This window comes from Caballeronia sp. BCC1704, assembly GCF_902833455.1.
Classification (GTDB): domain Bacteria; phylum Pseudomonadota; class Gammaproteobacteria; order Burkholderiales; family Burkholderiaceae; genus Caballeronia.
This window is the reverse complement of the sequence record NZ_CADFFT010000005.1, coordinates 543,925-562,960: the sequence shown is the minus strand read 5'-3', so window position 1 is coordinate 562,960 and position 19,036 is coordinate 543,925. Positions and strand designations below refer to the sequence as shown.

Here is a 19,036-nt window from a genome sequence, read left to right as displayed (position 1 = left end):
CCGGTTACGGACAAAAGTTATGCAGAGTCGGTTGCCGGCTAATCCACCTAGCGAAGTGCATGCAAAAGACCCTAATGAGGTCGACACGCAGCAGCACGCATCTACAATCGAGGAATGCGAGCGCCCACGTCGCTGATGACCGGCATACGTACGAGCGCTGCGCCCGAACATCCCGAACCGCCAGCAAAGCGCGTCGCGGATCGATCGGGAACACGCTCGCGTCACGGAGAGATGAATGGCCCGTAGATTCAAGGCCGTACGCCAGAGCGGCCGAGCCGTCCGGCGACGGCTGTTTCGCCGCAACACCCATGCGTGGATGCGCATAGCCGACGCCTTTTCGCGCTTTCCGCTTCTCGCGGGTGCGTTAGGCACGGCAGTGGCGCTTTCCATGGCCGTGCTGTCGTTCGCCGCGCTATGGCAAGGTCGAGCACAGGCCTTGCAGAACGCGCACGAAGCATCGTCGAATGTCGTCGCCACGCTGAGCGCCGACATTGCACGCAATATCGAATCGAGCGACCTGTCATTGCGTTCGATCGTGAGTGGCATGCAAAATCCAATCGTGCCCGGCCTGTCTCCAGAATTGCGTCGGCTGGTCCTTTTCGACGGTGCGACGGCCGTGAGCTACATCGGCGGCGCATTCGTGATGGATGCGCAAGGGCGCATCGTCGACGAACGCGATCCGTCCGGGCATGCCGATCTGCTCTTTAGCGATCGCGATTACTTCAAGGTTCACGTCGAGCGGCCGGATGTCGGCCTATACATCTCCGGGCCGTACCGCTCCCGTCTGCGCAGTGGCCAGCGTTCGCTCGCGTTGAGCCGGCGCATCAATGCGCCCGATGGCTCTTTCGCGGGCGTCGCGGTGATTGCGATGAATGTCAGCTATTTCGATTCGCTGCTGTCGCGCGTGAACGTCGGACGCTCAGGATCAGTATTTATTGTGCAACGCGACGGCCTCATGCTCGCGCGGAAGCCACCGTTGCCTCGCGAGGGAGCGAACAACGTATCGGCATCGCCGACGTTCGCCTCCATGAAGGATGAAAGCTCCGGGTCCTACATCTCCACTTCTCCACTCGATGGCGTGCGCCGCTTGTACACCTTTGTGCGCGTGCCGGGTACGAACTTGATTGCCGCCGTCGCACCCGCGGAAGACGACGTGCTTGCGGGCTGGCGCGAACGCAGCACGGTCATCGGCGGTCTGACGCTGATGTTCGGCGGCGGTTTCATCGCCATTTCGTGGCTGCTCGCAATCTCACTGCGGTCGCGCGCCATCGCACACGAGAAGTTGCAGCGCCTCGCCGGCACGGATTCGCTGACGGGCTTGAGCAACCGTCGCGCGCTCGATCGACGTCTCGGCGAAGAGTGGCGTCGTGCACGCCGTGCCGACTATCCCATCTCGGCCCTCTTCGTCGATGTCGATCACTTCAAGTTCTATAACGACACGTACGGTCACGTGATGGGCGACGATGCACTCGTGGCCGTTGCTGATTGCATGCAGAATGCAGCCCAGCGGCCCGGCGACATCGTTGCGCGTTACGGCGGCGAGGAATTCGTGATCGTGCTTCCCGGAACCTCCGCGCCTGCGGCCGTCGTTTTCGCCGAGCGCCTGCGCGCCAATGTAGAGGCGCTGGCTATTCCGAACAGCAGGTCGTTGAGGGGCGTACTCACGATCAGCATCGGGTGTGCGACGGCTCATCCACGGCAAGGCGACGACGCACTCAAGTTACTGAATAGCGCCGATGCGGCGCTTTATCGTGCGAAAGACGCCGGCCGCAATCGTGCAGTTCACGAAAACAGCATGGCGAGCGGCAACGCGTAGGCACGACAAGCCGGGCCTACGGAGCACACTGGCATTTTGCATACGAAGGAGCCACCCAATGACAACGTCGGCGGCCATATCCGCGGTCCTGCTGGCAATTCTTCTCGGCGCGATGATTCCTGGACCGAGCTTCGTCATGGTCGCGCGCAACGCGATCGGCCTCTCGCGGGCCGACGGCCTCGCCACGGCGTTCGGCATGGGCCTCGGCGGCATCACGTTCGCCGGAATCGCGCTCGCCGGTCTATATACGGTGTTGTTCGCCGTCGCATGGCTGTATGTTGCGTTGAAGATAGCGGGTGGACTCTATCTCCTGTACATCGCGCTGCGCATATGGCGCGGCGCCTCGCAGCCGCTATCCATGCAGACCGACGGCGCGCGCGAAACCGGCAGCGCGCGCCGCTCGTTCTGGCTCGGCGTGAGTACGCAACTCAGTAACCCGAAGACCGCCATCTGGTACGGCAGCATCTTCGCGGCGCTGCTGCCACAGCATCCGCCGCTCTGGTGTTATTTCGTGCTGCCGTCGCTCGTGTTCTGCATCGAGTTCGGCTGGTACACCGTCGTCGCGGTCTGCTTCTCAAGCCGTCGGCCGCGCGATGTTTATCTACGAGCGAAAGTATGGATCGACCGCATCGCTGCAACGATGGTCGCGACGCTCGGACTACGGCTGATCGTTGCTGCAGGCAAGGACGGCCTCTGAACTTCAACTCACTTGCATTCAGAATTCCGACACAACAATAACGAATTCGGAACACCACAATGCCCACCTGGTTGTCCTTCGGCATCCCGGAAGCGCGCCGTCTTGTGCGCACGCTCGTTGCGTGCTTAATCAGCTATGCGGGCGCGCGCCTGGCCGCGCTCCCAGAAGGCTATTGGGCGCTAATCACGACGCTAGTCGTGGTCACGCAACCGAGCCTCACGCAAGCGCTCGGCACCGCACGCGATCAGGTCATCGGGGCCTGCATCGGCGGCGTGGCGGGCGTGCTCGGCGTCATGGCGATGCAACGGGGCGCTGCGCCGCTCGCTGTCTTCGCGATCGCCTTGGTACCGCTTGCCGCCCTGACCGCAAAGCGTCCCGCCATGCGGCTCGCCTGCGTAACGCTCGTAATTGTCGTCTTGATACCGGCGGGCTCTGGACCGCCCTTTCAGCGGCCGTTGCATCGCGTACTGGAGATTCTTATTGGCGTGACGGCGGCGTTCATCGTTGCGGCGATATGGCCCAACCGTGCGATTCGCATTGCTCATCGACGCGTCGCCGATACGTTGGAAATTCTCCGTCAACTCATGGCGATGCAACTCTCCGGCAAGCCGGACGAAGACGGGGCCGCACGTCTCGAAACGCTCAGCGTGCAGGCACAGCAGGCCCTGGACGATGCGCTTCAGGAAGCCGAGCGCGAGCACATCATCGTGCCCTTGCGTAGTCATCGCTCGGATGCGATCGACAAGGCTGCGCCGTTTCTGCGTCGCCTACATAGCGACGCCATCTTTCTTGGAAAGGCACTGTCGAACGGGCGGCCGGATGAATACAAAATGCGTTATCGGGACATCGGCCGCGCGCTGCAGGCGCCGTTCGCAGCACTGGCGGACGCTCTCACGGACACGAAGCAGGACGCGTCAAAGCTGGAACGCGTGCGCGAGTGCATGCGACAGTTAAAGGAGGCGCTCGAGGCCGAACGGGCGAATGGCGAGGAGTGGGACGTCGCCTATTTCGTCGTCGGCCTCATCGTGACGGACCTCGACGCGCTAACCACGGCCATCTATCCTAGCGACCCACCAAGGACGCGTTAGCGCGACAGTCCCCGAGCATCGATGGGCCAGATATCGACGACTCGTCCGTTGCGATGGCACACGTATTCATCGTAGAGATTCACGGTCGGATCGCAATGGCCCGGCGGCAACAGGATGCGCGTGGCGAGTAGCGCGTGAGGGTCGTCGTTTCGCGCATACGGTGCGTCCAGCATGCCATGCTCGTCATTTGCGGCAATATAGTTGAAGACTTGCTCGTCCGATGCATCGAGCGGTTGCACGCTGCGCGGCAATCCCGAGTCCACCGCCAGTCCTTTCAGTCCGACATCGCAGACGGCGATTCCGGGCCGCGCGGCACTCATGATCGTCGACAGTACAGAGAGACTTTGCCGCCAGCGCAGTGCGTCGCTCCATGCCAGCCCACCGTAGTCGCCGTCCATGAACAGGTAGGACCCGGGCTGCAGTTCGGTATAGACGCCACTGGCGGCATCGAACTCGACGGTGCCCGTACCCCCACCGGTGATGACGGTACATTGAATGCCACGTGACTCCAACGTGCATGCAAAATGCGCCGCGCGTTCAGCCGCCCGACTCGCTGCGGTCTTGCGGGCCTGCCAGTCGACAATGTGCTGGGCGCCACCGTGGTACGCCTGGATACCCGAGAAGCGGAGCGCCGGCTGTGCGGCGATCGCTTCGGCAAGCGAAAGTAGCGCATCGTCGCTCGTTACGCCGCAACGATGCTGGCCCGCATCGACTTCGACCAACACGTCGATGTGGACGCCCGCGCGTGCCGCCGCGTCTCCGAGCGCTGCGACTTGCGCCAACGCATCGACGCAGACCGACAGCCGCACGTTCGATGCAAGTTCGACGGCCATCGCCACCTTGTCCGCGCCGACGAATTCGTTACTGATATGGATGCTCGCGATGCCCGCCGACGCGAACGGGTACGCCTCCGACAACTTCTGGCAGCAGACGCCGACCGCACCGGCGTCTGTCTGACGTCGCGCGATGGCGCTGGACTTGTGCGCCTTTGCGTGCGGCCGCAAGGCGACGCCGTGACGTGCGGCCAATGAGCTCATCGTGGCGAGATTCTCGTCGAATGCGTCGAGATCGAGCACGAGAGAAGGCGTCGCGACTCTGGCGAGCGTGTCGCCGACGCGGGCTGCGGGCGGTGGAAGAAGCGTCATCTGCTCGGGTGAAGTGAGGTGGCGGAGAGTCATCTTATCGCGTGACACGCCGCTCGCGAGCATGCGGCACGCAGTATGCCGCATACAAAGTGCAACGTGCAAAAGCGCGATGCTGCGAGAAGCTTACGCTGAGACTTCCGTCTCCAAAATCGCTCCTTCGTCTTTCAGCGCCTGAATACGCTCATCGTCGAAACCATACTCATGCAGGAGCTCGGACGTGTGCTGGCCCAGAAGCGGTGCGGGACGCGACGACTGAGTAGAAGATTCGGAGAAGTGAATCGGCAAGCCGATGCCTCGCATACGGCCCGCAAGCGGATGCTCCGTCTCGACAATCATGCCCCGCGCTAAAGCTTGCTCATGTGACGACGCCTCCGGAACGCTAAGCACCGGTCCGCTCGGCAAGCCGATTTCGTCGAACGCGGCCAGCCACTCATCCGTGGTCCGCTCGACGAGGCGTGCAGTCAGAATTTCGACGAGCGCTTCCCGATGCTTGAGCCGTCCGGCATTGGTCTGGAAACGCTCGTCTTGAGCCAACCCGCTGATGTTCAGTACTCCGACTAATCGCTCGTAGTTGCTCTGGTTGGCCGCCCCGATGTTCACCCATCCATCCCGTGTTCGAAAAGCCTGATATGGCGCGCTCGTCGGGTTGGCGGAGCCTGCCTTCGGCAGCACGGTCCCGTCCGCGAAGTAGTTGGCAAACGCCCAGTACATCTGCTGCAACCCCGCTTCGAAGAGCGACGTGTCGACCATCTGCCCCAAGCCGGTGACCTGTTTTCGGGCGTACGCCGCGCTGATGCCGAGCGCGGCAAGAATGCCCGCGTTGATGTCCGTGACGGGAGACCCCGCCTTGATTGGCGCCTGCCCCGGCTCGCCGGTCATGCTCATCAAGCCACTCATACCTTGCGCGATAAGATCGAATCCGCCCTTATCCGCCATGGGGCCACTGCGCCCATAGCCCGAGATCGCGCAGTAGATGAGACCCGGGTTGACAGCGCGTAGCGCTTCATATCCCATGCCGAGCTTTTCCATCGTGCCGCGCCGATAATTTTCAGTGACGACGTCGGCAGTCGCGAGCATCGTCTTGAGCACCTCTTTGCCGCCTTCGGTCTTGAGGTTGAGCGCGATGCCTCGCTTGTTCCGGTTCACGATCATGAACGATGCCGATTCGCCGCTCGCGAGAATCGGCGCAAACCGCCGGCAATCGTCGCCGTTCGGGACCTTTTCCACCTTGATGACTTCCGCGCCCATGTCGGCGAGCATCATTCCGCAGATCGGGCCTGACATGATGTGCGCGAGTTCGATCACGCGCATGCCCGCTAGCGGCCCCTTCCTCTTCCCTGCCGATTCCGCCGCCCGCAAAGATGCGTCGTTTGGTATTTCGTATGCCATCTCAACGCCCCTTAAATTCAGGTTTGGTCTTGCTCAGAAACGCCTCGTATCCTATGCGGAAATCATCGGTGCCGAAGCAGGCGAATCCTTCGTCACGGTCGTCGTCGCTAAGCGGCGTCGGATCCATCACGCGACGGATGAATTGTTTATGCCAGCGCGCGACGAGCGGCGCACCATCAGCGATGCGGCGTGCCGTTTCATAGGTATGCGATGTCACGTCGCCATCCGGGACGATGCGCGTGACCAGTCCTTTCGCGAGAGCCTCGCTGGCGCCGAAAATTCGTCCTTCGAGCAAGATCTCCAGCGCGACCGCTGGACCCGCCAGTTGAACAAGCCCCTCCATTTCCGCGTGGGCCATCACCAGCCCCAGGTTCTTGATTGGCGCGCCAAATCGGCTCGACTCGCCGCAGATTCGCAGATCGCACATTGCCGCGATCTCGAGACCGCCTCCGACACATATCCCGTGAATCATCGCAATCAGCGGAGTACGGCAGTTCCTCAGCGCCGCGAGCGTTCGATGCATGATTGCGCCGTAGACCCTCGCTTGCTCCACGTTGGACCGGTCGGTGCGGAACTCGGCAATGTCGTTGCCCGGCGAAAATGCTTTCTCGCCCGCGCCGCGCAAGACAATGCAACGCAGCGCATCGTCTCCGGACAGCGCCTCGATGGTTTCGCCCAGCGATTGCCACAAGTGCTTGGTCATTGCGTTGAGCTTCTCGGGCCGGTCGATGGTGACCGTCGCGATATCGCCGTCGCGCGTCGTCACGATGGATGCTTCCGCCACTTTGCCTCCTGATTGAATGTTGCATGCACTTTGAGCCGTCGATCCACGGTCGCAACGGCCCACCCGGCAAGTCACACGAATTTCCTCGCATGCGCTGTCTCGTTGTTTTCATCTTCTACTTCCAGCGTGCGGTCCGGGCGCATCGCGAACGAGAGAATGATGCCGGCTGCCATCAGGATCATCGAAACGGTGAACGGGAGGTTCTAGTTGCCGGTGCGGTCGATCAGCCATCCGCCGACGACCGGGCTGACGATAGCCGCCAGCGCCGACCCTGAATTCATAATGCCAGCGGCCGTGCCCGAATGCTTCGGCGCGATGTCCATCGGAACCGACCACATCGGGCCGATCGTCATCTCGTTGAAGAAGAACCCGGCCGACAGGCACAGCGCCACGAGCGTGATGGAAAGATCGGATACGAGCATGATCGGCGCAAGGGACAACAGCGTCAGCAGCATGCATACGCCGACCATCATGTTGCGCGCGAGTCTCACGTTCCCGCTCTTGCGCAGGATGCGATCCGTCAGAGAGCCGCCGAGCCAATCACCCAACACGCCCGCGAAGAACACGCCCGACGCGAACAGCGCCGACTTGCCGAGCTGCATGTGATAGTTGTGCAGGAAGTACTGCGGGATCCACCCAAGGAACAGCCAGAGCACCCAGCCATAGCAGAAATAAACGGCGGTCACGGGCGCCATGCGACCGAGCAAGGTGCGCCACGGCACGGCCTTCCGTTCTTTCACGCCTGAGTACGTGGCAAGCGTCTGGCATTCGCTGTCGGTGATCCGAGGATGATCGCGCGGGTTGTCGCGGAAGTAGAACACCCATGCGAGCGCCCACAGAAAGCTAATGATCCCGGTAATGATGAACGCACCGCGCCAGCTCGTCGCGAGCATCAGCCATACGATCAGCGGTGGCGCGACTGCATTTCCGATGCGGGATGCTGCATGCGTAATACCTTGTGCAAAACCGCGCTGATCGGCGGGCATCCAGTTGGACATCGCGCGCGTTGCGGTCGGAAAGGTGGCGCCCTCGCCGAGGCCGAGGAGGACGCGAGCGACGATCAGCGACACGAAGCCGCCAGCCATGCCCGTCAGCACGGTCGCGCCCGCCCAGATGATGGCGCATAGCGTGAGCGTTCGACGTGGTCCGAAGCGGTCGCCCACCCATCCACCGATGATCTGGAACACCAGATACGGATACGCGAAAGCGGAAAATACGAAGCCGATCTGTGTATGCGAAAGACCGAGTTCCGCGCCAAACTGACTGGCAGCGGTACTGACGTTCACACGGTCGATATAGGTGATGAAATACATCGCGCATAGCAGCAATAGAACGCGCGTGGTGGCTCGACGGAACATCATCGTCTCCTTGAGTGGTCGCGTGCGTGAGCCGGCGCGCGACGGCGCCTGTCACGACTTACGGAACAGCGTCTTGTTGCTTGGAACGGAAGACTGGTGCGTGTCTACGACGCTCGTGGGCGTGAACGGCGACTGTGCGGTGTGTACGATGGTGTCATGGCTTCGTCTCCGATTCGCGGATCGATGAAGTGTCCGCTGTTATGTGTCGATGAATGAATCGCTACTCTCTACACTCTGCTTCTCTTCATGCGAGGGCACGCTCGAGCACGCGCGCCACATGCCACGCTTCAGTCTGTGCGCCATCGCTGATCTGATGTCTGCAACTGGTACCGTCCGCCACGATGATGCCGTCTTGCGCGTCGCGTGCCTTACGCACCGCCGGCAAGAGCGACAACTCCCCCATGGCTTGCGATGCTTCGTAGTGTTCCGCCTCGTAGCCGAAGCTACCGGCCATGCCGCAGCATGATGACTCGATGGTAGTGACGTCCAGCTCCGGAATCCATGCAAGCACCGTTTCGACCGGGCGCACAGCGTCGAATGCCTTCTGATGACAATGACCGTGCAGCAGCGCCTTGCGCTTGTCGAGCGGCTTCAACGCAAGCTCAAAGCGTCCGGCGGCACGTTCCTGAACGAGGAATTCCTCGAACAAGAACGACGCTTCGGATACCTTATTAGCTCCATCGCCGTATCCGTAACCGAGAAACTCGTCGCGCAAGGACAACAGGCAAGATGGCTCCAGTCCGACTATGGCCACGCCGCGTTCTACGTACGGCAGCAGCGTATCGAGCGCGCGGCGCGCTTCGGCTTTCGCCTCTTCGACGAGCCCCGCCGCCAGAAAAGTCCGCCCACAGCAAAGCGGTCGCTCGCCTGCTTTCGTGTTCAGATGCACTGTATAGCCCGCCGCTTGCAGCACGCGCTGCGCGGCGCGAGCATTCTCCGGCTCCATGTAGTTGTTGAACGTATCGACGAAGAGCAGCACTTCCTTGGTCGCGGGTACGACCCGTTCGCTCGCCGCCGCATTGAGAAATGGCTTCTTTATTCGAGGAAACGCGCGTTGCGGCGCGAGCCCGAGCCTAAACTTCAGCCAGCGGGCAGCGCTCGGCATGTTTCTCTCGAGAGCGTTGCCGAGCCACGGCATGCGGCTCACAAAAGGCGCATAGCGAGGAAGGTAAGCAATGAGTCGCTCGCGCAGGCGCAGACCGTGACGCGCCGTCCATGCCGCGCGCGCTTCGATCTTCATGCGCGCCATATCGACGCCCGTCGGACAGTCGCGTTTGCATCCCTTGCAGGAAACGCAGAGGTCGAGCGCGTCTTTGACTTCCTGACTCGCAAGCCCTTCTCCGTCCTCGCCGAGTTGACCGGAGAGCGCAAGACGCAGCGTATTGGCGCGGCCTCGCGTGACATGCTGCTCGTCCTTCGTGATGCGGTAACTCGGGCACATCGTCCCCGCGTCGAACTTGCGGCAATGGCCGTTGTTATTGCACATCTCGACGGCTTTCGCGAGGCCGCCGGTACGATCGCCACCGGAACCTGCAACGCCTTCGATGCCTGTCGATGGATCGCGCGTCACGTTCCATGCGGACCAGTCGAGTTGCGTCGTGGTCTCCCGCTCGCGATACGCCGGCGCAAATCGGAACAGCGTGGCATCGTCCATCTTCGGCGGCGCGACGATACGGTCCGGACTCATGCGGTTATCCGGATCGAAGAGCCGCTTGATGTCGCGAAACGCTTCATTGATGCGGGGCCCGTATTGCCACGCGACCCATTCGCCACGGCACAGACCATCGCCATGTTCGCCCGAATAAGCGCCCTTGTATTCCCGCACCATCGCCGCGGCCTCTTCGGCGATCGCGCGCATCTTCAGCGCGCCGTCGCGCCGCATATCGAGAATGGGCCGTACATGCAACGTACCGACGCTTGCATGTGCATACCATGTGCCCTCCGTGCCGTGCTTTCTGAAGACCTCAGTCAGACGGCTCGTGTAGTGCGCGAGATGCTCGAGTGGAACGGCGCAATCCTCGATGAAGGACACAGGCTTGCCATCGCCCTTCATGCTCATCATGATGTTGAGCCCTGCCTTGCGTACCTCCCATAGCGCCTTTTGAGGGCCGGCGTCAGGCATCTGCACAACCGATCCAGGCAAGCCCAGGTCGCCCATCAACTCGACCAGCTGCGCGAGCTTCATCAACTGCATGTCGCGATCGGCGCCCGCGAATTCCACGAGCAACACCGCTTCGGGATTGCCGACCAGCGCCTTCTCGATGACCGGACGAAACGACGGATTGGACATCGCGAGGTCGATCATCGTTCGATCGACGAGTTCGACCGCAACCGGCCCGAGCTTCACGATGTGCTGTGTCATGTCCATCGCGTCGTAGAAGCTCGGGAAGTTGACGACGCCGAGCGTCTTATGCGCAGGAATTGGCGAGAGCTTGAGCGTCAATTGCCGGCTGAATGCAACAGTGCCCTCAGAGCCGACCAGCAGGTTGGCAAGGTTCGGCTCACCGTCGCTGAAAGGCAGCGGGCTCTGGCAATCAAAAAGATCGAGGTTGTAGCCCGCGACGCGCCTCAGTACCTTCGGGACGCGCTCGCGCAGTTCATCGTGCTCGCGCGTAGCGATGCTGCGCACTCCGTCGATGAGGTCGCGCATGCGTGCATCGAATTGCATCGCGGATAGCTTGCCAAAACGCGCTTCATGCCCATCAGCGAGGATCGCGTCGATCGACTCGACGTTGTGCACCATGATGCCGTATTCCATCGAGCGCGAGCCGCATGAGTTATTCCCGGCCATGCCGCCTATCGTGCATTGCGCGCTCGTCGATACGTCGACCGGAAACCACAAGCCATGCGGCCTGAGCCAGGCATTCAAATGATCGAGTACGACGCCCGGCTCGACAGTCACCGTGCGAGCGTCTTTGTCGAAGCGAACGATATTGTTGAGCCACTTCGTCGTGTCGATGACGAGCGCGTCGCCGACGGTCTGTCCGCATTGGCTCGTTCCCGCGCCGCGTGCGAGGAGGCTCGCGCCCTGTGCACGCGCGATGTCGAGGGCGACGCGCAGATCGTCCTGATCTCTCGGCACCACGACGCCGACCGGCATGATCTGGTAGATGGATGCATCGGTCGCATAGCGCCCGCGCGAGGCGCGATCGAACAGCACATCCCCCTTCAACTCGCGCTGCAAGCGCGCCTGCAGCGGCGTAGGCGCCGAGGCGACCCGCGCTCGCGCCGAGGCGGGCACCAGATGTATCGGCTTGACTAGACGGTCGGTGGTTGAGTTGAGCATCGTCGCTATCGCTGAAGGGCCGTGGACTTTCGAATGCGTAATGCGTAATGCGTAATTCCTAATGCTTCATTCGAAATGCAGCTGAACCGGAGGAAGGCCGTCGATTGCGCCGATGGCTGCGCCTGGTCCGTCCGGAAACGCCATGCCGGTGTAAGAACCGGCTGTGATCGCTACGCCCTTCTCCACGGCGAGGCCGCGGGACACCGCGTGGTTGATGGTCCATGCCAGCAGCCGCCGCGGGTCGCCGGCGGGATTCGCGGGCGTTGCGTCGAAGAGCGGCCGGCCGTCGTACGTAAAGGCCATCGTCGGCGATACGAAGGGGAACGACTCGGCATACGGCACGCCTTCGCCGAGCACCAACGCGCCGTGATTCTGCAGATCCGCGAGTTGCCAGAGTTTGTCGACATCCGGCCATCCGGCGAAGCGGCTTGCGACGACTTCGATGGCCGAATGAATGCAATCTATAGCGGCCAGCACTTGCGCGTCGTCGTACGGACCGCTACCCGCTTCAAAGCGCCGGTTGAACGTGAACGCCACTTCGAGTTCCAGCGCGGCCTTGCCGAAGGCCTGCATCGAAAGGCGCGCGCCCGAGCGATGCACGCCGTCCGCCGGCAGAAGCGCAGCCTGAATGGGACCGTTGGTCGATTTGGCACCCACCTTCCAGCCGCCGATGACACCTGCGTGACCGGCATCCGCGACGCCTGCGCCGACCGCGCACAATGTCGCCTCTTGCACAGCGTAGGCTTCGTCGGCGCTCGTTGGTCGCGCGCCTTCGGGCAAGGTGTCGAGCTTCGCGCGATGCGCCTTTGCTTGCACCAAGAGGCGAGCGGCAGCCGCAGCGTCGAACCGGGCGCTCACGCGGCCACCTTCAATTCGGGCTTCGCGATATGGCTCGTCAGATGGCTCATCGCTGCGGCCACGCCGCTGTCTTTCAGTGGTACGCCCGCGAGATTCAGTCCCATTTCGCAGCCCGTTAGCGCGGCCATCAGCGTGAGGTCGTTGCAGTCGCCCAGGTGCCCGATGCGGAACATGCGACCCCTCAGCTTGCCGAGGCCCGTGCCCAGCGACATGTCGAAGTGCTCGTAGATAAGCTTGCGGACAGAGTCGGCATCGACGCCTTCCGGCATCATCACGCCCGTGAGCACCGGCGAGTAGACGGCGGGATCGGCACATTGAATCTCGAGTCCCCACGCCGTGACCGCGGAACGGCACGCCGCCGCTAGCCGCTGATGCCGCGCGAACACATTGTCGAGCCCTTCCCCGAGAATCATGTCCAGCGCTTCGAGGAGGCCGTACAGCAGGTTCGTGTTCGGCGTGTAGGGCCAATAGCCCTGCTTGTTCATTTCGATGATCTCTTTCCAGTCCCAGAACGCGCGCGGCAGCTTGGCCTCGTTCGATGCCTCGAGCGCCTTTTGCGAGACCGCGTTGAAGCTGATGCCCGGCGGAAGCATCAAGCCTTTCTGCGAGCCCGACACGGTGACGTCGACGCCCCATTCGTCGTGGCGGTAATCGGCGGATGCAAGGCCCGAGATGGTATCGACGAGGAGCAGCGCGGGATGGCCCGCGGCATCCATTGCGCGGCGCACTGCGGCGATGTCGGAGGTCACGCCGGTCGACGTCTCGTTATGAACGACGCAGACGGCCTTGATCGCATGCTGCGTGTCTTCGCGCAGACGCTTCTCGATCATGTCGGGCTGCACGCCGCGACGCCAGCCTTCGATGCCCGGCAACCCCAAAAACTCGGGCTTCAGGCCGAGTTTCTCGGCCATCTTCTTCCATAGGCTCGCGAAGTGGCCCGTCTCGTACATGAGGACGGCATCGCCCGGACTCAGCGTATTGGAGAGCGCCGCTTCCCACGCGCCCGTTCCCGACGCCGGATAGATCACGACCGGTTGCGTCGTTTTGAAAATCCGCTTGATGCCGTCCAGCACTTTCAGGCCGAGTGCGCCGAACTCCGGACCGCGATGGTCGATCGTCGGGTAGCTCATTGCACGCAGAATGCGATCGGGCACCGGACTCGGCCCTGGAATCTGCAAAAAGTGACGGCCAGCGGGATGAAAGTCGAGCGTCAGCATCAGTGCGCGTCCTCAAAAAATTGAATTTTGCATGCAAAATACTCTAACGCAGTGACTCCCGCCGGCAAAGGATTTATTAGGCCGAATGGCCTAGGGATAACCCGTTAGCGTTTTTTCAGCCATTCTGTGAGCTAGAATTACCGAAACGAATTTCGAGGTATTGAATGCAAAACCTGGACATACCGGAGTCGCGCTTGCCGTCCGCTCTGTTGCCGAAGCTCGAACGGCTACGGCTTCACGACGCCGTGGTGGACAACCTGCGCGGCTTCATCGTCGAGGGCTTGCTCGCGCCGGGAGTCAAGCTCAACGAGCGCACGCTCTGCGAGAAACTCGGCATCTCGCGGACACCGCTGCGTGAAGCACTCAAGGTACTGGCGGCTGAAGGGCTGATCGAGATAGCGCCTAACAGAGGCGCCTCCGTTGCGCAGATGAGCGACCTCGAGATTCGGGAGATGTTCGAACTGATGAGCGGGCTCGAAGCGTTTTCTGGTGAACTGGCTTGCGAACGCATCACGCCTGCCGAGATTGCGGACATCAAGGCTTTGCATGAAGAGATGGTGCAATGTCGCGCGCAGAACGATCTGTCCGGTTATTACACCCGCAACCGTGCCATTCACGACAAGATCAATGAGGCCGCGCGCAACACGGCGCTGCGGCAAACCTACGTGTCGATCAATCGTCGTTTGCAGGCGCTGCGGTTTCGCTCGAACTTCCAGACGCCGAAGTGGGACAGCGCCATTCGCGAGCACGAGGAGATGATTGCGGCACTGGAAACGCGCGACGGCCCGCGTATGGCCGCGATTCTGCGTCGCCATCTGTTGGGCAAGCGCGATGCGGTGCTCGCGGAGCGCACCCTCACGACGGTCAAGCCTACTGTGCCGGCAAAGCGCCGCGCCAAAGACGCATAATGAATGCAAGTTGTGGTCGCCGTTTTGCTTCAAGTGCAGGGCGAGATCGGCGAGAAGGAAAGTTTTCCGGCCGACTGCGTGATTGACCTTCGCTCAGTCCAAGTACAAGCGGGTTTCTCGTCGACGCATCGTGCTGGGTGACGGCGCTTTATGCCTTCTGCCTGCCGCTCATCGTCATCAGTGGGATGTCCACAACGCCGCTCGTTTCGGTCCCGTCGTGCCGGAGGACCTTGTCAGCTCGACAGCTGGCGCAGGCTCCAGACCCGGCATTCTTGATTCGGCATTCAGCATGCAATCGACCCGAAGTGTCGCTGCCACCGTCATCGAACTGCCTTTCACCCGTCCCTTCGACTGGACCCGCTTGTGCGCCTTCATCGGCGGACGAGCGTCGGCGGGCGTCGAGACGGTCGAGGGCGGCGTGTATCGTCGCGCGATCGCATGGCGCGGCGAGGACGGAATCGTCGAGGTGAGGCCGCACGAGCGTAAGCATCGTCTGGTGGTTACGGTGCAGGGCGATGTTTGTCACCACGCCAACGAACTCGCGGAGCCGCTGTCGCGCATGTTCGACGTCGGCGCTGATCCGCGCGCGATCGGTCGCTGGCTGGCGCGCGATCCGCTGCTCGCGCCGCTCGTCGAGGCCGCGCCCGGCTTGCGTGTTCCGGGCGCCTGGTCCGGGTTCGAGCTCGTCGTGCGGACCATCGTCGGCCAGCAGGTAAGCGTGAAGGGCGCATCGACGATCATGGCGCGCATCGTTCAACGTGCCGGGCGGCGCATCGACGGTCATGTGCATGAAGGCACGGCCTGGCGGTTCCCGACGCCGGCGGAACTCGCCGCTGCCGATCTCGGCCAGATCGGCATGCCGGGCAAACGGGTCGAGACCGTGCAGCGGTTTGCGCAAGCCGTGGCCACGGGCGCACTACCGATCGATACGCCGGGGATCGATCGCGAGCACCTGAAACGTGAGCTGCTCGCCATGCCCGGCATCGGACCGTGGACCGTCGGTTATGTGGCGATGCGGGCGCTACGCGATCCCGACGCGTGGCCCGATGCCGACCTCGTGCTCATGCAGGCAATTGCGCGTCACGAGCCGTCGCTGACCACATCGGTCCAACAACGAGCGTACACCGATCGCTGGCGCCCCTGGCGTGCCTACGCCGCGATGCATCTGTGGAACGGCGTTGCCATGGAAGCCGGCCGCGCGCGAGGCGGATAGGTTTGCATGCGGTCGACTGTATGCCGCATGCCCGACGTTTGCATACCGAATGCAGTTCATGGTTCTGCGGCATTGTCGACCTATAGAGCGGCAGCAGCCTCCGGCACTCAGTTCACGAATGCCATGCAGGCGTATAGTCTGCGTGACGCACAACGGGAGAACACCATGAACGACGAGACGTGGCAGTACCAGGTGCGCATTCGCCTCAGTCCGTACTACGCGCAATTGGTGCGCAAAGAGCCTGGACATGCGGCGCTGTCACCGCTGAATGCGCTGATGAGCAAGCACGACGCGGTACTGAAATGCCAGTTCGACGCCTTCGCCGATTACGTGGCCGAAGCGGAACGCGAAGGCACGCAGCACTATCCGCTCTATCGATGGACGCGCGAAACGATCGAGAATCCCGCCAAGAAAGCGAAGTATCTCGAAGCCTTCACGCTGTATGTGGGTGGCGGCGAGCTATACGACAAAGCGATAGCCGATGCGCTCGAGGCCGATCTCATGCAGCTCAAGTCGAACTTCAGCGACGCCATCATCGACATTAGCAAACTCGATTCGAATCCGGCCCACAATCCGCAGCCGCCGTCGTACGGCAAAAATTGACGGAACCTGTGGTTCGTAAGCAGAGCACTGCGGGGGCTAGCGAGTTGCCCGCGCATCCAAGATGGCATCGACATCCATGCACGCCATGCGCTGCCGCGAGGTTCCGCATTGAAGCAACGGACGACACCGCAAAGTCAATAAATGGAGGGGAATTCGTAGCGAAGTCAGAGTTCGCATCGACGCCCACGACATCGCATGAAACAAGTTCGCGCGGGACATCGCCCCGTCGTTCTCCTATAGTCACCGCGTCGCCACACGCAACGCCAAGTGGCTCGCTTATCGAGGAGAACTACCGTGAACGACAAATTGAATCTCGCTGGCTCATTCTCCTCGAAGGCGGGCTTGCGCCGGCTGCTGATCGCCATCGCGACGACAGCGCTCGCACTATCGAGCGGTTCAGCTTTCGCGGGCTGGGCGCGCGGCGGCACGGCATATACCGGCCGCGGCGCGTATAGCGGCGCGCACGTGGGCGCGTGCGGCGGCGGAAGCTGTTCGCACGCAGGCGGTGTCATGAACCCGTGGGGCAGCGTCGCGACGAATTCCGGCACGGTGACGCGCACGGCCCCGGGCCAGTTCTCCAATTCGGGCACGGCCTACGGCCCCTATGGACGGTCCATGCAACACGCAGGCGACACGACATGCGCGGGCGGTTCGTGCTCGCATACCGGCAACTTGACCGGCCCGAACGGCAAAACCGCAACGACCGCGGATACCGTGATGCGTAGCGCACCGGGCCAGTACTCGTCCTCGGGCTCCGTAACGGGACCGAACGGGAACACATCCACGCACAGCGCATCGACGACTTGCGCCGGCTATACGTGCAACCGCTCGGGCACGATCGACACATCGAACGGCGGCACGATCACGCATGCGGGCAGCGCGACGAGCGTCGCGCAGGGCGTCGTCGTTACATCGAGCACGGTCACCGCCACCACGGGCACGCACAGCGCCACGGTCGTGTCAGGCGGCACCGTCACCGGCGGCACCACGGTCGTCGCGGTGCCGCCGCCCTCTTCGACGGTCGTCGTCGCTCCGCCGCCTTCGCCCACCACAGTCGTTGTGGCCGCGCCCTCGCCGCCGCAGCCGGTCGCGGTGTATGCCGCACCCGCGCCGCGTCCCGCTGTCTGGGTTCCGGGTCACTGGGTCGGAACCGTGTGGATTCCGGCTCACTGGGCCTGAATGCAAGATGCAATTGCGAACAAGGCAGTGCCGTCGGATGCACGCCTGGCGGTACACTGCGAGTCAACGCAGCTTTCGAACGGACTCGACATGCGTGAAGGCTTCCGCGGTATTCAAAATGCGAAGGCGGTCCGGCAATGACGCGGCCTCGCATGCCACGCTCGCACTTCGCGCGCGATCATGCGAGGCGAGTCGTGCACGACCTCACGTGGTCAGTCGGGCCGCTTGTCCTCGCATCGGCTCTCGCCATTGCGCTAGTCGTGTGGCTCGTCGATCCCGCGCCACCGCGATCCATCACCATCACGGCGGGGCCGACCGATAGCTCGCTGTATCAGATCGCCGGGGAGTATGCAAAGCTGCTGGCGCGTAACGGCGTCGCGCTGAAAGTGCTGCCGTCCGACGGCTCGGTGCAGAACGTCGAACGCCTGCTGGATGCGAAGGCTCATGTCGATCTCGGACTGGTGCAAGGCGGCATCGCCACACCGGAGCAAGCGTCGTCGCTAATGTCGCTTGGCAGCGTGGCTTACGTGCCCTTGGTCGTGTTCTATCGCGGCAAGGGCCTCACGCTGCTCTCGCAGCTGGAAGGCAAGCGCGTTGCCATCGGACGCGAAGGCAGCGGCACGCGCACGCTGTCGCTGAAGCTGCTCGAAGCGAATGGCATTACTCCCGGGGGCAGCACCGAACTGCTATCGACCGATGGGCTTCAGGCTGCCACGCAGCTCGTCAGCAAAGAGGCCGACGCAGTGTTCCTGAGCGGCGATTCGGCGACGCGCACGTTGATGCTGCGCCTCTTGAAGGTGCCCGGCATCTCGGTGATGGACTTCAATGAAGCGGACGCCTATACGCGCCTCTTTCCCTATCTCGACCAGATCGAGTTGCCGCCCGGCGTCCTCGATCTCGGCCGGCGCGTTCCGCCGCAAGCCGTGCATCTCATCAGCCCGACCGTCGAACTGGTGGCACGCACGAGCCTGCATCCGGCGTTGTCAGACTTGTTGATCGAAGCGGCGCAGGAAGTGCACGGCAAGGCGGGACTGTTGCAGCGCGCGGGTCAATTCCCGAGCCCGGTCGCGCACGAGTTCCCGATCAGTGAAGACGCGAGCCGCTATTACCGCTCCGGCAAGAGCTTCCTGTATCGCGCGCTGCCGTTCTGGCTGGCGAACGTGGCCGATCGCGCGCTGGTGTTGCTGCTGCCCGTGGCCGTGCTGATTTTTCCCGCGCTTCGACTCGTGCCGGCGTTGTATCGGTGGCGCGTGCGATCGCGCATCTATCGCTATTACGGCGCGCTCATCTCATTGGAGCGCGGCGCGATGCATCTTTCGAGCGATGACGAACGGCGCGCGCTACTTGTCGAACTGGACGACATCGAGGCTTCACTCGATACGCTGAAATTGCCGCTCGCCTATACGGATGCGCTTTATGTGCTTCGCGAGCACATCGGCTTCGTGCGCTCGCGATTGAGTACTGCGGGCAGACGAGACCAGCAGACCGTCTGACG

At 62.5% G+C, this 19,036-nt stretch carries 14 protein-coding genes and 1 pseudogene; 8 read left to right on the top strand and 7 right to left on the bottom strand.

Annotated features, from left to right (window positions below):
* Positions 1 to 235 precede the first annotated feature (235 nt).
* The 3 genes from HWX53_RS25645 to HWX53_RS25635 are packed head-to-tail and all read left to right on the top strand — an operon-like array spanning position 236 to position 3,601.
* Positions 236 to 1,816: a diguanylate cyclase gene (locus tag HWX53_RS25645; RefSeq protein ID WP_175946114.1), complete on the top strand. Its 1,581-nt coding sequence runs from the start codon at positions 236 to 238 to the stop codon at positions 1,814 to 1,816.
* 58 nt (positions 1,817 to 1,874) lie between these two features.
* Positions 1,875 to 2,513, top strand: coding sequence for a LysE family transporter (locus HWX53_RS25640; protein WP_175946112.1), 639 nt, complete (start codon positions 1,875 to 1,877; stop codon positions 2,511 to 2,513).
* 59 nt (positions 2,514 to 2,572) lie between these two features.
* A complete protein-coding gene (locus HWX53_RS25635; RefSeq protein WP_175946110.1) occupies positions 2,573 to 3,601 on the top strand; it encodes an FUSC family protein in 1,029 nt (342 codons plus the stop codon).
* On the opposite strand, the gene HWX53_RS25630 is transcribed toward HWX53_RS25635, so the two are convergent.
* From HWX53_RS25630 to HWX53_RS25600, 7 genes and pseudogenes are all read right to left on the bottom strand, one after another.
* Entirely contained in the window at positions 3,598 to 4,746 is a 1,149-nt protein-coding gene (locus HWX53_RS25630; protein ID WP_175946108.1) for a DSD1 family PLP-dependent enzyme, read from the bottom strand. The two genes, HWX53_RS25635 and HWX53_RS25630, sit on opposite strands and share 4 nt — an antisense overlap.
* Positions 4,747 to 4,869: 123 nt before the next feature.
* Complete coding sequence (locus HWX53_RS25625) at positions 4,870 to 6,057, bottom strand: CoA transferase (RefSeq protein WP_175946106.1); 1,188 nt, start codon at positions 6,055 to 6,057, stop codon at positions 4,870 to 4,872.
* A 79-nt stretch (positions 6,058 to 6,136) separates the two neighbouring features.
* Complete coding sequence (locus HWX53_RS25620) at positions 6,137 to 6,919, bottom strand: enoyl-CoA hydratase-related protein (protein WP_175946104.1); 783 nt, start codon at positions 6,917 to 6,919, stop codon at positions 6,137 to 6,139.
* A 71-nt stretch (positions 6,920 to 6,990) separates the two neighbouring features.
* Positions 6,991 to 8,280, bottom strand: a pseudogene (locus HWX53_RS25615) (MFS transporter).
* Positions 8,281 to 8,521: 241 nt separating this feature from the next.
* The gene (locus HWX53_RS25610; RefSeq protein ID WP_175946102.1) at positions 8,522 to 11,563 is read right to left on the bottom strand and encodes an FAD-binding and (Fe-S)-binding domain-containing protein; all 3,042 of its coding nucleotides are present in this window, start codon (positions 11,561 to 11,563) and stop codon (positions 8,522 to 8,524) included.
* Between the two features lie 66 nt (positions 11,564 to 11,629).
* The gene (locus HWX53_RS25605; protein WP_175946100.1) at positions 11,630 to 12,421 is read right to left on the bottom strand and encodes a 2-keto-4-pentenoate hydratase; all 792 of its coding nucleotides are present in this window, start codon (positions 12,419 to 12,421) and stop codon (positions 11,630 to 11,632) included.
* Positions 12,418 to 13,638 carry an aminotransferase class V-fold PLP-dependent enzyme gene (locus HWX53_RS25600; protein WP_175946098.1) on the bottom strand — a complete coding sequence of 407 codons (1,221 nt, stop codon included), beginning with the start codon at positions 13,636 to 13,638 and terminating at the stop codon, positions 12,418 to 12,420. Before HWX53_RS25600 ends, HWX53_RS25605 begins: the two co-directional genes overlap by 4 nt.
* Positions 13,639 to 13,802: 164 nt before the next feature.
* Here HWX53_RS25600 and HWX53_RS25595 point away from each other — a divergent pair, with 164 nt between their 5' ends.
* From HWX53_RS25595 to HWX53_RS25575, 5 genes are all read left to right on the top strand, one after another.
* Complete coding sequence (locus HWX53_RS25595; RefSeq protein ID WP_175946096.1) at positions 13,803 to 14,546, top strand: GntR family transcriptional regulator; 744 nt, start codon at positions 13,803 to 13,805, stop codon at positions 14,544 to 14,546.
* Positions 14,547 to 14,835: 289 nt separating this feature from the next.
* Complete coding sequence (locus HWX53_RS25590; protein ID WP_175946248.1) at positions 14,836 to 15,759, top strand: AlkA N-terminal domain-containing protein; 924 nt, start codon at positions 14,836 to 14,838, stop codon at positions 15,757 to 15,759.
* A 165-nt stretch (positions 15,760 to 15,924) separates the two neighbouring features.
* Positions 15,925 to 16,362: a hypothetical protein gene (locus HWX53_RS25585; RefSeq protein ID WP_175946094.1), complete on the top strand. Its 438-nt coding sequence runs from the start codon at positions 15,925 to 15,927 to the stop codon at positions 16,360 to 16,362.
* A gap of 294 nt (positions 16,363 to 16,656) precedes the next feature.
* Positions 16,657 to 17,541, top strand: coding sequence for a hypothetical protein (locus HWX53_RS25580; protein ID WP_175946092.1), 885 nt, complete (start codon positions 16,657 to 16,659; stop codon positions 17,539 to 17,541).
* Between the two features lie 137 nt (positions 17,542 to 17,678).
* On the top strand, positions 17,679 to 19,034 hold the full coding sequence (locus HWX53_RS25575) for a TAXI family TRAP transporter solute-binding subunit (RefSeq protein ID WP_175946090.1): 1,356 nt from the start codon (positions 17,679 to 17,681) through the stop codon (positions 19,032 to 19,034).
* The last annotated feature ends 2 nt before the right edge of the window (positions 19,035 to 19,036 follow it).

Bases quoted from the DNA above. Each gene is read 5' to 3' on its own strand.
- HWX53_RS25645 (WP_175946114.1), top strand. From the start codon at position 236: ATGGCCCGTAGATTCAAGGCCGTACGCCAGAGCGGCCGAGCCGTCCGG.
- HWX53_RS25640 (WP_175946112.1), top strand. From the start codon at position 1,875: ATGACAACGTCGGCGGCCATATCCGCGGTCCTGCTGGCAATTCTTCTC.
- HWX53_RS25635 (WP_175946110.1), top strand. From the start codon at position 2,573: ATGCCCACCTGGTTGTCCTTCGGCATCCCGGAAGCGCGCCGTCTTGTG.
- HWX53_RS25630 (WP_175946108.1), bottom strand. From the start codon at position 4,746: ATGACGCTTCTTCCACCGCCCGCAGCCCGCGTCGGCGACACGCTCGCC.
- HWX53_RS25625 (WP_175946106.1), bottom strand. From the start codon at position 6,057: ATGCGCGTGATCGAACTCGCGCACATCATGTCAGGCCCGATCTGCGGA.
- HWX53_RS25610 (WP_175946102.1), bottom strand. From the start codon at position 11,563: ATGCTCAACTCAACCACCGACCGTCTAGTCAAGCCGATACATCTGGTG.
- HWX53_RS25600 (WP_175946098.1), bottom strand. From the start codon at position 13,638: ATGCTGACGCTCGACTTTCATCCCGCTGGCCGTCACTTTTTGCAGATT.
- HWX53_RS25595 (WP_175946096.1), top strand. From the start codon at position 13,803: ATGCAAAACCTGGACATACCGGAGTCGCGCTTGCCGTCCGCTCTGTTG.
- HWX53_RS25590 (WP_175946248.1), top strand. From the start codon at position 14,836: ATGCAATCGACCCGAAGTGTCGCTGCCACCGTCATCGAACTGCCTTTC.
- HWX53_RS25585 (WP_175946094.1), top strand. From the start codon at position 15,925: ATGAACGACGAGACGTGGCAGTACCAGGTGCGCATTCGCCTCAGTCCG.
- HWX53_RS25575 (WP_175946090.1), top strand. From the start codon at position 17,679: ATGACGCGGCCTCGCATGCCACGCTCGCACTTCGCGCGCGATCATGCG.